Origin of the sequence: Sinosporangium album (assembly GCF_900100605.1) — a bacterium.
In the GTDB taxonomy this organism is placed as follows: Bacteria; Actinomycetota; Actinomycetes; order Streptosporangiales; family Streptosporangiaceae; genus Sinosporangium; species Sinosporangium album.
The window spans coordinates 141,929-155,159 of the sequence record NZ_FNCN01000002.1 but is presented as its reverse complement, the minus strand read 5'-3'; the positions used below and the strand labels follow the sequence as shown (position 1 = coordinate 155,159).

The following is a 13,231-nucleotide window of genomic DNA, read 5'->3' as shown; positions in this document are numbered from 1 at the left end:
CTGGTTTAACGACTCCTTAGCGTTCCGACAGCGCGCTCCTATCGCACGTCAGGACACCCTGGGGTCATGCGAACAAGGACAAGGTTCACTCTCGCCGCCGCAGTCGCCGCCGCCATCGCCGCCATCGGCACCGGGGCCGCCATCGCGGGCACCGAGCCGGCGCCGCCGCAGGCCGTCGCCTCCTCCACCTCCATCTCTCCCCCGCCCTTCACCGCCCCCGCCGACGACACGGGCGCCGTGCCGCCGACCGGCGGCCAGGCCCCCGCGGTCGCCGAGGCCAAGGCCGTCGAGATCGCCCAGCAGCGTGTCCCCAGCGCGAAGGTCACCGAAGTCGAGCTGGACGACGACGACAACGGCGGCCCGGTCTGGGAGATCGAACTCCGCAACGGCGACCAGGAGTACGACGTGGACGTCTCCGCGGTCACCGGGGACATCACGAAGTTCGACCAGGAGACCGACCGGGACGACGATCGGGACGACCGCGATGATGACCGCGATGACGACCGGGACGACCAGGACGACCAGGACGACCAGGACGACCGGGACGACCAGGACGACGACTGGGACGACCGGCGCGACGACTAGCGCGGCAAGGGCAGCACGGCCCTGACGCGATGAGACGATCGGACGACCGCGCCGGCGGCCCGCGACAACGACGTCGGCGACCGGGACGACGGCACCACGCGCGGCGGTTCCGACGACGCGTACGGCACCAGCGCCCAACGTGGCGCCGTACACCTTCCTAGCCGAACCACGACGACACGGGCGCGTGCTCCCCCCACGCGCGCCGCCTCCCGGCTCGGCTACTTCCCGCAGGTGGACAGAACCCTGGTGATGGCGTCCTTCTCCGCCGCGGTGACCCACAGCTCGTACTTCACCTTCACCGCCACCTGCCGGGACACATAAGCGCACCGATAGGGCTTGTACGGCGGGAGCCAGGTGGCCGCGTCCGCCGCGCCCTTCTGGCTGTTGAGCGGGCCGTCCGCGGCCTGCAGGTTGAGGGGGTCGTTGGCGAACCGGCGGCGCTTGTCGTCGTCCCACCGGTGTGCGCCCTTCTGCCAGGCGTCGGCCAAGGCCACCAAGTGGTCGATCTGCACCTCGCTGCTGGTGCGCTGTCCTCGTGTGAACTCGATGGTGCGCCCGCTGTAGGGGTCTTCAAGGGTGCCGGTCAGCACCACGCATCCGCGCGATCCCTCTTTGAAGGTCTCGCCGGTGAGGTCGCGTTTGAGGATGTCGTTGCGCGTGTCGCAGCCGTTGCGGTCAACGTCCGCCCAGGCGGCTCCGAACTGGTCCCGGTCATATCCGGTCATCGGGGCTCGCCCTTTGACGTCGAGTGTGGCAAGGCCGCGGCGCGCGGCGTCCACATCCGCGGCGACGTGTGTTCCTTCGTCTGAGGCGTTGGACGTCTCCAAGACTCCGCATCCGGTCGACACGGCCATCACAGCGACCCCTAAGGCCACCCGGACTCCCCGCACAGCGCTCCCCCAGGTAAAGAACAGTCTTTCTTGGTAAGAGCAACTACCACGAAATTTCACTACGTGTGCCGTAGAGCCGGACGACACGCGAGAAGATACATAGAAGTGGACGTGTCGCCTACACAAAGTCGGACGTTTCACCCCCGAACGCATCCGGCGCGTCCCCGCAGCCCCCGGACCCGGCAACCACAGCCGGTCAACCGCCGTACAGCGGCTCCCGCGCCACCACCGCGGGCACCCTCCGGTCGAAGTAGTCCACCTCGACCTCCGTACCGGGCTCGGCCAGCGCCATGGGCAGCCACGCGTAGGCGATGGCCCGCTCCACCGTGTGCCCGTAGCCTGCGCTGGTCACATAGCCCACCACGTCATCGTTCGCCCGTACCGGCTCGGCCCCCATCACCACCCGGCCCGTGAGCAGCGGCACCAGCCGGCGCCGCGGCTCCGCGCGCAGGGCCGCCCGCCCGAGGAACTCCTTGTCCGTGCCTACGGCGAAGCCCAACCCCGCCTCGTACGGCGTGTGCTCGCTTGTCATGTCCACCCCCCAGACGCGCCGCCCCTCCTCCAGGCGCAGAGCGGTGTGCGCCGCCCACCCCGCCGCCGCCACACCGAGCCCCCGGCCCGCGCGCCACAAGGTGTCCCACAGGCGCGCCCCGAGGTCGGTGGTGGTGGAAAGCTCCCAGCGGGGTTCACCGGCGCGGGCGAACCTGACGGCCGTGACGGGCACTTCACCGGCATGGCCCGAACCGACCGTGGAAGCGGCGGAGCCGGGGGGCGGCAGGTCGAGATCTGTGCAACGTTCCAGCAGGTCCCGTGCGTGTGCGCCGCGCACACCGACAGCGCACGTTCCCTGCGTGAGGTCCCGCACGGCGACATCGCCCGGTGCGAGCCGGCGCAGCCACTCGACGTCTAGGGCGCTGTTGGCCCGGACGTGGAACACGTCGTCGGCGAGGCGCGCGACCGTGAGGTCGGACCTGATGCCGCCGGTGACGTCGAGCATCAAGGAATAAGTCACCGAACCCGGCGGCCCGGTGACGTCGTTCGTGGTCACCCACTGCAGGAACCGCATCGCGCCGCGCCCGGAGACCTCGACGCGTTTCCTCGCGGTCATGTCGAACAGCGCCACGCGCTCTCTGGCCGCACGGGACTCGGCGGCGGCGATCGGCGACCAGTGCCGCCGCGCCCAGCCGTCACGCAGGTGTTCGCCGGTCTGTCCCCGGTCGAGGCGTTCGTTGGCCTGATACCACTGTGGGCGCTCCCACCCCGCGCTCTCCAGGAACACCGCCCCGAGTTCCCGCTGGCGTGCGTGGAACGGGCCGACGCGCAGCGGCCGGGGCGGATTCAGCGGCCTGAGGGGATGGACGACGACGCGAGCTCCAGTGGAGTTCGCCCTGCCGCACGCCCGCACGTAAGCCGGTGACAGCTGCGCGGGTTCGAACCTGCCGATGTCACATCGATGCACATCGAAAGAGGGGCATCCGTCCACGAGCCATTCGGCGAGGGCCCGCGCCGCTCCCGCCGAGTGGGCGACCTGTACGCCTTCGGCCAGCCAGAACCCCTCCAGTTCCGGTGCCTCACCGAGCAGCGGAAACCCGTCTGGGGTGACGGAATGGACGTCGGTGAGGCCGTCACCGTAAACGGTCGCGGCGAGAGCGGGCAGCAGCGCCGACGCCTCACGCCAGACCGGGCCGAAGTCCTCGCCGGCGAACCCCGTCTCGCCGTCCTCCCGGTCCACTGGGAACGGCCGGTCGGCCGGTGCGCCGACGCCGATCCGGTCGCCGTGCCGTACGACGTTGAGTCCCTGCTCGTCGTGGCGGAGAACCGGCCACGGCCCGCTCGCGCCGGCGAGGCCCGCGAGGGGCCCCGACCGCGCGTACCGCCCGGCCACGGGAAGCAGCGGCACCGCCACCCCGGCCAGAGCGCCGACCGAGGGGCCGCGGAACCCCGCCGCGCACACCACGACATCGGCCGGGATTGCGACGGCGTCAGCCGTACGGCTCTCGCCTCCCGACCCGTTCGCCGCTGGTGTGACGCGCACCCCGGCGACGCGCCCGGCGCGCTGGTCGACGGCGACAACGCGGACGTTGGCCAGAAACCGGGCGCCCCTGGCGGCGGCGTGCCCGGCCTGGGCCTCGGCGCAGCCCGACACGTCGACCAGGCCGTCCCCCGGCACGTGATAGCCGCCGTGGACCATGTCGGGGTCGAGCATCGGCCACAGCTCCGCGCAGCGTTCGGGGCCGACGACCTCACCGTCGACGCCGCACGAGGCCGCCCATCCTCGCCTGCGGTACAGGTCGAGCAGGCGCTCGTGCGTGGTGGCCACGTCGAGTCCGCCCACCCTCCGGAAGTGGTCACCCAGCCCGCCGTACTTGCGCGCCGTGTAGGAGGCGAACCGGGTCATGGTGCGTACGGCGTCGGCCTGGAAGATGAGGCCGGGCGCCCGGGGTTCGGCTCCGCCGCCGCGGAACAGGGGGCCTTGGTCGACGACGATGAGATCATTCCAACCTCGTCTGCTCAATTCATCCGCCAACGCGCAACCCACAATGCCGGCACCAATGATCACTACGCGAGGCCGGCCTGTCATGCATCCTCCGGTTGCGTGCAAATGCATAACTATTCCCGGAACATAGATCCTCTTTTGAGTCCGACACAAGACGGAATTGAGCGTGTTTGATTGATTACCCAGAGCCACCAGGGCCCTGTTGAGGCCGGTGGGCAATGGGATGGGAAAACCTCTCACAGTCCGGGTTCCCGATCTCGGACTAACATCCGAATGAAGATCCCCTGCGCGACGCGGACGGCCCCCGCCCGATGGGCGGGGGCCGTCGCGGCGCTCCTGTCGCGGCTGCTGTCCCGGAGTTCCTGTCGCGGTGCTCAGACGCGGCCGTAGGCGTCCTCCAGCCGCTCGATGTCGTCCTCGTCGAAATGCCCGAAGGCGATCTCCAGAATGCGGGTCGCCGGCCCCGACGAACTCAGGCGGTGGGTCTGACCAGCGCGGATCAGGACCCTGTCGCCTACCTCCGGATGGAACCGCTCGCCGTCCACCTCGAAGACGGCCCCCGGGTCGAGCGCCACCCAGAGTTCGTCCCGGTGGACATGCCGCTGCAGGCTGAGCCGCTGTCCAGGCGCGACATGGATGATCTTCACCGTGGACGCCTCGTTGTGGGTGTAACGCTCGAAGCCCCCCCAGGGCCGCTCATCACGGACCACCGCAGCGATCCGATCGATCTCCAGCAAGGTGTTCTCCATTCCATCGGTGGAAGGAACATGCCGCACCGGCGGATCACCGTTCCTTCCCCGGAAACCCCCGAACCTCTAGGTAACCAGAATGCCACCGTCTACTGGCAATGCCACACCTGTCACATACGAAGCCGCGTCGCCGGCGAGAAAGACAGCGGCGGCGACGAGTTCGAATGGATCTCCGGTTCTCCCCGCGAGGACCCGCCGCGCCACCTCGCCCTCCAGATAACCGGGCGTGTATTGCGCGGTCATCTCCGATTCGAAGAAACCGGGCTCCAGGCAGTTGACCCGGATGCCGCGCCGTCCCGTCCACTGCTGGGCGAGGTCGCGTGTCAGGCCCACGACCGCCGCCTTGGAGGCGCTGTAGGCGGCCTGCGGCAGCCCCGCGGTGGTCTCGCCGAGCACGCTGCCGATGTTGACGATCGAGGACCCCGGCTTCATGACCCGGGCGCACTCCTGCGCCATCCAGTAGGTGCCCATGAGGTTGACGTCCACCACCCGGCGGAACTCCTCGGGTGTCTCCTTCAGCGCGGGCACCGCGCTTCCCAACCCGGCGTTGTTGATCAGGATGTCGACCCCGCCCAGCTCGGCGACCGTGGAGGCGACCAGGGCGCGGCAGTCGTCGGGATCGCTCACGTCGGTGACGCGCACATGGCACCGGCGGCCGGTCTCCTCGACCAGCCGCCGGGTCTTGTCCAGACGGTCGGCGCGCCGGGCGCCGATCGCGATGTCGGCCCCCGCCTCGGCGAATCCCCGGGCCAAGGCGACACCGAGACCTGAGGAGGCCCCGGTGACGATGGCCGTCTTACCGTCGAGTCGGAATCTGTCGAGCATGTGGTGGTCTCCCTCGGCCCGAAACGCCAAGCCGAGAACAGGACGGTGTTCTGGGCGGGGGCGATCCGAGACGACGCCTCTAGAGCCCGTATTCCTTGACGATGCGCTCGTGCCGCTCGACCTCGACGTCGACCTCGCGGGCGAGCTCGAGCCAGGCCAGCGGGTGCACCCAGCGCTCTGTGGCGTCGTCGAGCAGGGCGTCGACCTCGGCGGGGCCGACGTTGGGCGGCACCGCGACCCAGCCGAACACGCCGGGGAGGCGCTCACCGGTGCTCGGGTGCGTCACCGTGTAGTCGTCGTCGCTGTAGACCCACATCGGCCACCCGCGGTCGGCCAGGACCTCGTTGAACTCGGTCCAGTCCTCCTCGCTCGGGGCCGCGCCGTCGAAGAAGTAGCTCGTGTAGCCGCCCGGGCGCAGCATGCGCACCCCGGCGAACGGCGGCACGAACTCCTCCCTCTCCTTGGGGTCGTCCGGGATCGGCTCCAGGAGCTGCGGGTCGAAGACGACGACGTCTCCGGCGTTGTAATCCATGTTGCGGGGCTGCGGGACGGCCAGGCGGGCGGTTGCCGGGCCGGTGCGCAGGCTGAGGACCTGCCGCTGGCTGCCGTCGGGGGCGGGGAGGATGATGCGCACCAGGCCCATCTCCTCCTCGATCGGGCCCTCCGAGGAGCTGAGCGGCATGCCGAGCTTGGTGGTGCCAAGCCTGACCGTGTCCCATTCCTCGGCGGAGGTCGCCATGACGATCATCTTCCAGATGTCCTCTTGCTCGACGGTCTCGTCGTCGAGGACCTCGCGCAGGACGGCGGCGCCCTTGGCCGGGTCGTCGAGCTGCTGGGCCGCGGTCGCCCAGACCCGCCGCGCCTCAAGCGCCGACCCGGGGTCGGCCTGCACCGCCTGCTCCGCCTCGGCCGCGGCCTCGGCCCAGCGCTCACGCGCGCGGTGCAGACGGGCGAGCGCGAGGTGGCGGCCCTGGGGCGGAAGCTTCGCCGCGAGCTGCTCCAGCCGCTCGTCCTGCCTCGCCTCCATGAGCAGGCCGGTGAGGTAGGTGATGTCCTCCTCGTCGGCCTGCGCCGCCGCACCGGTGTCGACGAGCATGGCCCAGTAGATGTCGGCGCCCTGCGAGGGGTAGCCGAGGAATCCGAGGGTGGTCGTGTGCCTGCGGGTCGCCTCGATGTCCTGGCCGGACAGGGGCGAGAGCCACTCGACCCAGCGCTCGGGGTCGGCGTTGAAGCCGTCGGCGGCGTCGAAGTAGGCCACGCGCTCCTCGACGGGGCCGGGGGCCTCGTGCGGCGCGGTCCCGGCCGCCGCGGCGCGCAGGGCCTCGATGCGCTCGGGCAGCCCCTCCGTGGTCCTCAGCTCGCCGAGGCCCGACTCGGCGAGGTCGGCCAGCAGCCTGGCCTGCCAGACGGCCTTGCGCTCGATCGCGAGCTCACCGGCGACGAGGGCGAGCTCGACGCGGGCGCGGTAGCCGCCCATCATGGCGAAGTAGTCGATCCACTGCCGCAGCACCTTGCCGAGCTGCCAGCTATTGGAGATCTGCTCGGAGCCGACGAGGAGCCGGACCGCGCGCGACCAGTCGACCCAGTCGCGCGGGTGGTCGCCGACCACGTCGAGGTCGGGAAGCGCCTCCACGGCCTCGGAGATCAGGCCGAGGGTGGCGAGGATCCACGAGCGCAGCACCGCCTCGCTGTGCGGCTTGGAGACCGGGTCGTCGGCCGGGAACTCGGCCGCGGCGGCGAGGGCCGTGCGCGCGTCCTCGGCGCGCCCGGCGAGCAGCAGCGCTCGCGCGCTCATGGCGCCGAGTTCGAAGCTCGCCTCGCGGCCCGCGGCGCGCAGCCGCTCGACCGCGGACTCGGCGTAGGCCACGGCCTCCTCGACGCGCCCGGCGTCGAGGAGCGCCGCCACGTATTGCGCGGTGAGGGAGGAGAACGCGGGCGACTCGGGCTCGACGCCCGCGAGGACCGCGCCGAGCGCCGCCAGCCGGTCGGCGGCGTATCCCGGGCCGTCGGTGTTGGCCTGCGTGACGGCGAGCACCTCGTGGGCCGCCGCGACCGACGGGCACTCGCGCACGTCGTCGCGCGCGGCGAACTCCACCAGCTCCTGGGCGTCGCCGAGCGCCACCGCGCCCTGGGCCCTGTCGCCGATCCGGCCGAGCAGGTGCCAGTAGCGGGCGTAGAACTCAAGCCACGGCAGCTCCAGGGTCTCCCCATGCTGCGCGACCGCGGGTGCCATCACGTCAAGCTGGGAATAACGGCCCTCCAGTGCCAGCGCGGGCAGCTCGCCGAGCGCGATGGCCAGCCCGGCGTTGCCGGCCTGATGCAGTTGCCGCTGGGTGTCGCTCACCCAGGCCCAGATGTCCACGTCCATGGGCAGTCAGTCTGCCAGGTCGGCGACCCTGCCCCAAACCCCGCGAGGTTCTGTCTCTTGAACCCCTGCCCGGCCTGAAGGCCGGAGATCCTCCCGTCGCGTCGCGGTCGTGCCGCGCGGGGGGAGGGTCCGGTGCGGCGGGCCGCACCGGACCTCTGCGGGCGGGACGGCGCTCAGGGGGCGAGCGCCTGCTCCAGCAGCCCGATCAGCTCTCCGGCCTCGCCTTCGTCGAGGATTTCGAAGGCCGGCGCGATGAGGTCGTCGGTGATCTCCTCGGCCTTCGCACGAAGCTCGATCACCTCGGGGGTGATGTCGGGGAACGGCTCCGGCCAGGCGCTGAACCGCGCCTGCGCCTCGCCCTCCCTGCGCCCCATCGGGGTGTCGTGGTCGGCGGCGAGGGCCGCCTGGAGGGGGTGTATGCCCTGGCCGAGCACCGCCACGGCGTGCAGGCCGCCGCGCAGCTCGCGCAGGGTGTGCAGGAGCTGGGAGAGGCGCGCGGGGGCGTCCGCCGCGAGGGGCACCGCCCTCCATCCGGCGAACAGCGGCGCCCCGATGACATCGGCGTTGTCCACGACGAGTTCGGTGAGGGCGGCGAGCCTGGCGGTCCCGGCGAAGCCGCCGAACCGGCGCCTCCCCCACTCCTGGCACGCGTCCGCGAAGGCGGCCACCGCCTCGTCGACGGGCAGGCCCCTGCCGGCCTCCCAGTTGTCCCTGACGTATTCGGCGGGGAAGAACACCGTCGAAGCGGTCACCACGTCGGCGTCGACCTCGCCAAGGACACCGCAGCGCCCCCGGAAGTACGCCGTCCATCCCGGGAGGCCCGTGCGCTCAGTGAAGACCTTGGCCTCGCGCGACACCATGAAGCCGCCTCCGAGGATGCCGACCGGCCCCTTCACCGCTGCCGCGACGGCCCGTGGATCAGCCATGTCCGTTCCTTTCGCGTCTGTCGATCCGGCCACGCCGGCGGCCACCGGTCCCGCCGCGTCCACCTCCGGGCGGGCCCGTGCCGTACGGCGCCGCCCCCAGTGTGCCCGGCCGGGGCTCAGCTCTCGGCGGCGGCCACCGTGTCCAGCGCCCGGCGCAGGAGGTCGGGAGCACCGTAGGGCAGCCACACGACCCGCGGGTCGCGGCGGAACCACGATTCCTGCCTGCGGGCGAAGCGCCGGGTCGTCCTAATCGTCTCCTGTTTGGCCTCATCCTCGGTCCACTCCCCTGCGAGGAAGCGCAGCACCTGCGCGTAACCGAGGGCCCTGCTCGCGGTGCGCCCCTCGGCGAGTCCCCGGGCGGCGAGCGCCCGCACCTCCTCGACGAGGCCCGCCTCCCACATGCGTTCGACCCGCAGGGCGATGCGTTCGTCCAGTTCCGGTCTCGGCACGTCAAGCCCTATTTGCACGCTCGGATAGACCGCGTCGAAGGACGGCATGGTCGCCGAGAACGGGCGGCCGGACAGTTCGATGACCTCCAGCGCGCGCACGATGCGCCTGCCGTTGCTGGGGAGGATCACCTCGGCCGCCTTCGGGTCGAGCTCGCTGAGCCGCAGGTGGAGCGGCGCCGGGCCGACATCGGCGAGTTCCGCCTCAAGACGTGCCCTGATCTGCGAGTCGGTGCCGGGAAAGTCAAGGTCGTCCAGCGCGGCCCGGATGTAAAGGCCCGATCCGCCGACGAGGATCGGCACGACCCCGGACGCGCGCATGCCCTCGATGAGGGGCCTGGCCAGCCGCTGGTATTCCGCGACGCTGGCCGTGACGGTCACCTCCCAGATGTCGAGCAGGTGGTGCGGCACACCGCGGAACTCGTGCGGTTGAAGTTTCGCTGTACCGATGTCCATTCCTCGGTAAAGCTGCATTGAATCGGCATTGATGACCTCTCCGCCCAGCTGAAGCGCCAGATCTACTGCGAGATCGGACTTTCCTGCTGCGGTCGGACCCACGACGGCGATGACTGGCTGGTGACCCACAGGGATAAGTGTGTCAACCGCCTGGGTATGGAGAGGTGATGACGTATCGTCGCGTCGGATTGGGGGAGGTACAGATGTCGCTCATGGACAAGTTGCGGGGGCTGCTCGGCCAGCATGCGGACAAGGCCGAGAAGATCGCCAAGCAGGGCATCGACCGGGCCGCCGACCTGGCCAAACGGAGGACCGGGGGCAAGTACGATCAGCACATCGACTCCGCCGCCACCAAGGCCAGGGAGGCCGCCGAGCGCATCGACGACCGGCCGGGCGCCAGCGAGCGGGCACCCGGGCAGTCTGGACCCGGGCAGCCGGGCACCCCGCCCAGTGGGCACAACCCGCCTCCCGCGCCCTGACTCCACCGCCTCGGCCGGGCCCGGCCCGGCCGAGGCCGCCGCATTCCCCCTCAGAGCCCCAGGTCCAGCATCGGCGGGAGGTAGCCCTCCAAGGTCAGCAGCCGGCGCTTGGACTCCACCCCTTCCCCACCGCTGAACCCGCCGAGCCCTCCGCCCGCCACCACGCGGTGGCAGGGCACCACGATCGGCACCGGGTTCGCCCCCATGATCGAGCCGATGGCCCGCGCGGGCACCTTGGCACCGCTCCTGTCGGCCAACTCCCCATAGGTCACGGCCTTGCCGTACGGCACGAGCTCATAGAGCGCGCCGAGCACCTGGCGCTGGATCGGCGACATCAGCCGCCAGTCCACCGGCACGCCGAACACGCGGAGCTCTCCCGCGAAGTACGCGGCCATCTCGCGGCGGGCCCCCGCCGTGCGCTCCGGGTCGTCCACCTCGGTGATTCCCAGGCGCTCGCGGACCCGTGCCCGCGCCTCGTCCCCGTCGTGGAAGTCGGTCGCCACCAGCCCGTCCTCCGTCACGGCGACCATGATCCGCCCGAGCGGACTCGGCACCGCGCCGAACGCCACCGTCCCCGCGCTCACGCGCCGGTCTCCCAGAGGGCGACCGCGTAGCTCACGCCGTACGGCTCCGCCCGGTAAAGCAGCCGCCCGGTCATCGCGGAGCCTTCCTCCGTCGCCCCCGCCAGCACCTGGAACGCCGCCCGGCCCGCCACCCAGAGCTCCGCCGCCTCGGCGGGGTCCAGCGCGGCGAGGGTCTCCACGTCCGCCCCGGCGAGGGCCCCGGCGAGCATGTCGTCGTAGGGCCGGGCTCCGGGGTGCAGATAGCCGGGTGACTTCTCGGTCAGGCGGGCCGAACCGTCGCCCATGACCAGCAGCGCCACTCGCCGGAGCCCGCTGGCCAGCGCCTGTCCGAGGTCCAGGCAGACAGCGGGGTCGGCGTCGTGGGCCACCGCGTGGAAACTCTCGGGAGAGTCGAACCCCTCGCGCTCCAGGAGCCATCTGCCGATGGTGAGGGAGAGCGGCAGGACCGATTCACCACCGCCGACCCGCACGTCGGCCCCCCACGGCGCGAGGGTGCCTGAGGCGTCGGCGCCGTAGCGGCCCGGGCGGTCGGCGCCGCCCACGACGGCGACGAGGTCGGGCTCGGCGCCGAGCAGCGCGCGGATGGCCTTGCCGCAGGCCTCGCGCAACTCGTCGAGCTCTTGCGCCGCATTCCCCGCGAGCTCGGGGACCATCAGCGGCGGATGCGGGCACACAGCGGCTGCTACGAGCATCCCCACAGGCTACCGCTCAGGGGATCGATCGGCCTTCGCCACGGGGAGGAGGACTTAAGGGAGATAGGTGGCGTTGTCATCACGAGAAGACGGGCAGCGCACGTCCTATGGAGACGGATCAGCCACTGCCCTCAGATCAGACTGCACATGCGAAGAATCCCCGACATCATCGCATTTCTGACCACTATGACCTCAAAGTATCGATCTTTACGGCAAGTGGAATAATCCCGTCACATGGGAAGGTTTTACCCCCCTGTGAGGTTCTCCCCGGTGATCGTGTGGCTCTACGAGCGGCTGCACGTCGATCTGTGCCGCTTGAGCAGTCAGCTCTGTCGTTGATCACAGTTTCGGCCGTCCTGTTCCCCCTCACCTCGCATGTCCGTCGCGCTGTTCGGCATGCCTAAACCGGAGTCTCACGCATGAAGAGGTTCTCCTTCTCCCTGCAGTTGCTGCTGGGACTGGTCCTCGGCCTCATCCTCGGATTCATCGCCCGCATCGGTGACGTCACCTGGCTCACCACGACCCTCACGGAGATCGGCCGGATCTTCGTCCAGCTCCTCAAGCTGGCCGTACCGCCCCTGGTCTTCACCGCGATCATCGTCAGCGTGGCGAACCTCCGCAACGTCGTCGGAGCCGCCCGCCTGGCGAGCAAGACGCTGCTGTGGTTCCTGATCACGTCACTGATCGCCGTCGGCATCGGCATCGGCCTCGGCCTGATCCTCAATCCCGGCCTGGGAGTCACCATCTCCACCCAGGGCGCCAAGCCCGTCGACCTGGACGGTGCCGGGACCTGGGTCGACTTCCTGACCGGCATCATCCCCACCAACGTCGTCACCGCCTTCACCGAGCTCAACGTCCTCCAGATCGTCTTCCTCGGCGTCGTAACCGGTGCCGCCGCCCTCGCCCTCGGCGAGAAGGCGGAGCCGTTCCTGAACTTCAGCCGATCGCTGCTCGACCTCGTGCAGAAGGCCCTCTGGTGGGTCATCCGGCTCGCCCCCATCGGTACGGCCGGCCTCATCGGCAAGTCCGTGGCGAGCTACGGCTGGGACCTGCTCGCGCCGCTCGGCAAACTCACCGCGGGCGTCTACATCGGCTGCCTGCTCGTGCTCCTGCTGAGCTACCCGGCGCTGCTCGCGCTCGTCGGCAAGGTCAACCCCATCACCTTCTACCGCAACACCTGGCCCGCCTTGGAGCTCGCCTTCGTCTCCCGCTCGTCGGTCGGCACCATGCCGCTGACCCAGCGCGTCACCGTGGAGCGCCTCGGAGTGGACCGCGACTACGCCTCCTTCGCCGTGCCCTTCGGCGCGACCACGAAGATGGACGGCTGCGCCGCGATCTATCCCGCCCTGGCCGCGATCTTCGTGGCGCAGATCTTCAACGTGCCCCTCGGGGTGGGCGATTATCTGCTGATCGCGTTCGTCTCGGTGATCGGGTCCGCCGCCACCGCCGGGCTCACCGGCGCGATCGTCATGCTCACCCTCACCCTGAGCACACTCGGCCTGCCCCTGGAGGGCGTCGGCCTGCTGCTCGCCATCGACCCCATCCTCGACATGATCCGCACCGCCACCAACGTGGCCGGCCAGATGGTCGTGCCGGTGCTGGTCGGCAGGAGCGAAGGCCGTCTCGACACGGCCGTCTTCAACGCCCCGCCGCAGCCCCTCGACGAGACGCCGCCCACCAAGACCGCGGAAACTCCCGCGCCCGCACCGGCCTGACGCCGCCCCTCACGACGAA

Annotated in this window: 13 protein-coding genes; 4 read left to right on the top strand and 9 right to left on the bottom strand. The window is 70.6% G+C overall.

The genetic code is table 11. From position 1 onward, the window contains the following. Nucleotides 1-66 precede the first annotated feature (66 nt). Nucleotides 67-585, top strand: a complete 519-nt coding sequence (locus tag BLQ73_RS02420; protein ID WP_093167784.1) for a PepSY domain-containing protein — start codon at nt 67-69, stop codon at nt 583-585. Between the two features lie 218 nt (nt 586-803). On the opposite strand, the gene BLQ73_RS02415 is transcribed toward BLQ73_RS02420, so the two are convergent. The 7 genes from BLQ73_RS02415 to miaA all read right to left on the bottom strand — a co-directional run bounded on the left by BLQ73_RS02415 (nt 804) and on the right by miaA (nt 9,871). After that, nucleotides 804-1,439, bottom strand: coding sequence for an HNH endonuclease family protein (locus tag BLQ73_RS02415; RefSeq protein WP_093167782.1), 636 nt, complete (start codon nt 1,437-1,439; stop codon nt 804-806). A gap of 232 nt (nt 1,440-1,671) precedes the next feature. Then, nucleotides 1,672-4,056, bottom strand: a complete 2,385-nt coding sequence (locus BLQ73_RS02410) for an FAD-dependent oxidoreductase (RefSeq protein WP_093167780.1) — start codon at nt 4,054-4,056, stop codon at nt 1,672-1,674. 290 nt (nt 4,057-4,346) lie between these two features. Then, nucleotides 4,347-4,709, bottom strand: coding sequence for a phosphomannose isomerase type II C-terminal cupin domain (locus BLQ73_RS02405; RefSeq protein WP_245690730.1), 363 nt, complete (start codon nt 4,707-4,709; stop codon nt 4,347-4,349). Between the two features lie 78 nt (nt 4,710-4,787). Continuing rightward, a complete protein-coding gene (locus BLQ73_RS02400; RefSeq protein WP_093167775.1) occupies nt 4,788-5,546 on the bottom strand; it encodes an SDR family NAD(P)-dependent oxidoreductase in 759 nt (252 codons plus the stop codon). A 79-nt stretch (nt 5,547-5,625) separates the two neighbouring features. Continuing rightward, on the bottom strand, nt 5,626-7,914 hold the full coding sequence (locus BLQ73_RS02395; protein ID WP_093167773.1) for a hypothetical protein: 2,289 nt from the start codon (nt 7,912-7,914) through the stop codon (nt 5,626-5,628). A 173-nt stretch (nt 7,915-8,087) separates the two neighbouring features. Beyond that, a complete protein-coding gene (locus BLQ73_RS02390; RefSeq protein WP_245690728.1) occupies nt 8,088-8,840 on the bottom strand; it encodes an SCO6745 family protein in 753 nt (250 codons plus the stop codon). Nucleotides 8,841-8,956: 116 nt separating this feature from the next. After that, nucleotides 8,957-9,871 carry a tRNA (adenosine(37)-N6)-dimethylallyltransferase MiaA gene (miaA, locus tag BLQ73_RS02385; RefSeq protein WP_093167771.1) on the bottom strand — a complete coding sequence of 305 codons (915 nt, stop codon included), beginning with the start codon at nt 9,869-9,871 and terminating at the stop codon, nt 8,957-8,959. Between the two features lie 38 nt (nt 9,872-9,909). On the opposite strand from miaA, the gene BLQ73_RS02380 reads away from it, so the two are divergent. Then, nucleotides 9,910-10,221 (top strand): antitoxin, encoded by a 312-nt coding sequence (locus BLQ73_RS02380; protein WP_093167769.1) that lies wholly within the window; start codon nt 9,910-9,912, stop codon nt 10,219-10,221. Between the two features lie 50 nt (nt 10,222-10,271). Here BLQ73_RS02380 and BLQ73_RS02375 read toward each other — a convergent pair whose 3' ends face one another. Together BLQ73_RS02375 and BLQ73_RS02370 are read right to left on the bottom strand one after the other, a co-directional pair. Then, entirely contained in the window at nt 10,272-10,805 is a 534-nt protein-coding gene (locus BLQ73_RS02375) for a methylated-DNA--[protein]-cysteine S-methyltransferase (protein WP_245690726.1), read from the bottom strand. Continuing rightward, on the bottom strand, nt 10,802-11,497 hold the full coding sequence (locus BLQ73_RS02370) for a class III extradiol dioxygenase subunit B-like domain-containing protein (protein WP_093168145.1): 696 nt from the start codon (nt 11,495-11,497) through the stop codon (nt 10,802-10,804). The genes BLQ73_RS02375 and BLQ73_RS02370 overlap by 4 nt, the downstream gene beginning before the upstream one ends. Nucleotides 11,498-11,731: 234 nt before the next feature. On the opposite strand from BLQ73_RS02370, the gene BLQ73_RS34885 reads away from it, so the two are divergent. Both BLQ73_RS34885 and BLQ73_RS02365 read left to right on the top strand, forming a co-directional pair. Continuing rightward, nucleotides 11,732-11,836 carry a putative leader peptide gene (locus BLQ73_RS34885; RefSeq protein ID WP_420819987.1) on the top strand — a complete coding sequence of 35 codons (105 nt, stop codon included), beginning with the start codon at nt 11,732-11,734 and terminating at the stop codon, nt 11,834-11,836. An 80-nt stretch (nt 11,837-11,916) separates the two neighbouring features. Further along, nucleotides 11,917-13,212 (top strand): dicarboxylate/amino acid:cation symporter, encoded by a 1,296-nt coding sequence (locus BLQ73_RS02365; protein WP_093167767.1) that lies wholly within the window; start codon nt 11,917-11,919, stop codon nt 13,210-13,212. Nucleotides 13,213-13,231 lie beyond the last annotated feature (19 nt).

Coding starts and splice junctions, on each gene's coding strand:
- BLQ73_RS02395 (WP_093167773.1), bottom strand. CDS start 7,914: ATGGACGTGGACATCTGGGCCTGGGTGAGCGACACCCAGCGGCAACTG.
- BLQ73_RS02410 (WP_093167780.1), bottom strand. CDS start 4,056: ATGACAGGCCGGCCTCGCGTAGTGATCATTGGTGCCGGCATTGTGGGT.
- BLQ73_RS02390 (WP_245690728.1), bottom strand. CDS start 8,840: ATGGCTGATCCACGGGCCGTCGCGGCAGCGGTGAAGGGGCCGGTCGGC.
- BLQ73_RS02365 (WP_093167767.1), top strand. CDS start 11,917: ATGAAGAGGTTCTCCTTCTCCCTGCAGTTGCTGCTGGGACTGGTCCTC.
- BLQ73_RS02415 (WP_093167782.1), bottom strand. CDS start 1,439: ATGGCCGTGTCGACCGGATGCGGAGTCTTGGAGACGTCCAACGCCTCA.
- BLQ73_RS34885 (WP_420819987.1), top strand. CDS start 11,732: ATGGGAAGGTTTTACCCCCCTGTGAGGTTCTCCCCGGTGATCGTGTGG.
- BLQ73_RS02400 (WP_093167775.1), bottom strand. CDS start 5,546: ATGCTCGACAGATTCCGACTCGACGGTAAGACGGCCATCGTCACCGGG.
- BLQ73_RS02380 (WP_093167769.1), top strand. CDS start 9,910: ATGACGTATCGTCGCGTCGGATTGGGGGAGGTACAGATGTCGCTCATG.
- BLQ73_RS02370 (WP_093168145.1), bottom strand. CDS start 11,497: ATGCTCGTAGCAGCCGCTGTGTGCCCGCATCCGCCGCTGATGGTCCCC.
- BLQ73_RS02420 (WP_093167784.1), top strand. CDS start 67: ATGCGAACAAGGACAAGGTTCACTCTCGCCGCCGCAGTCGCCGCCGCC.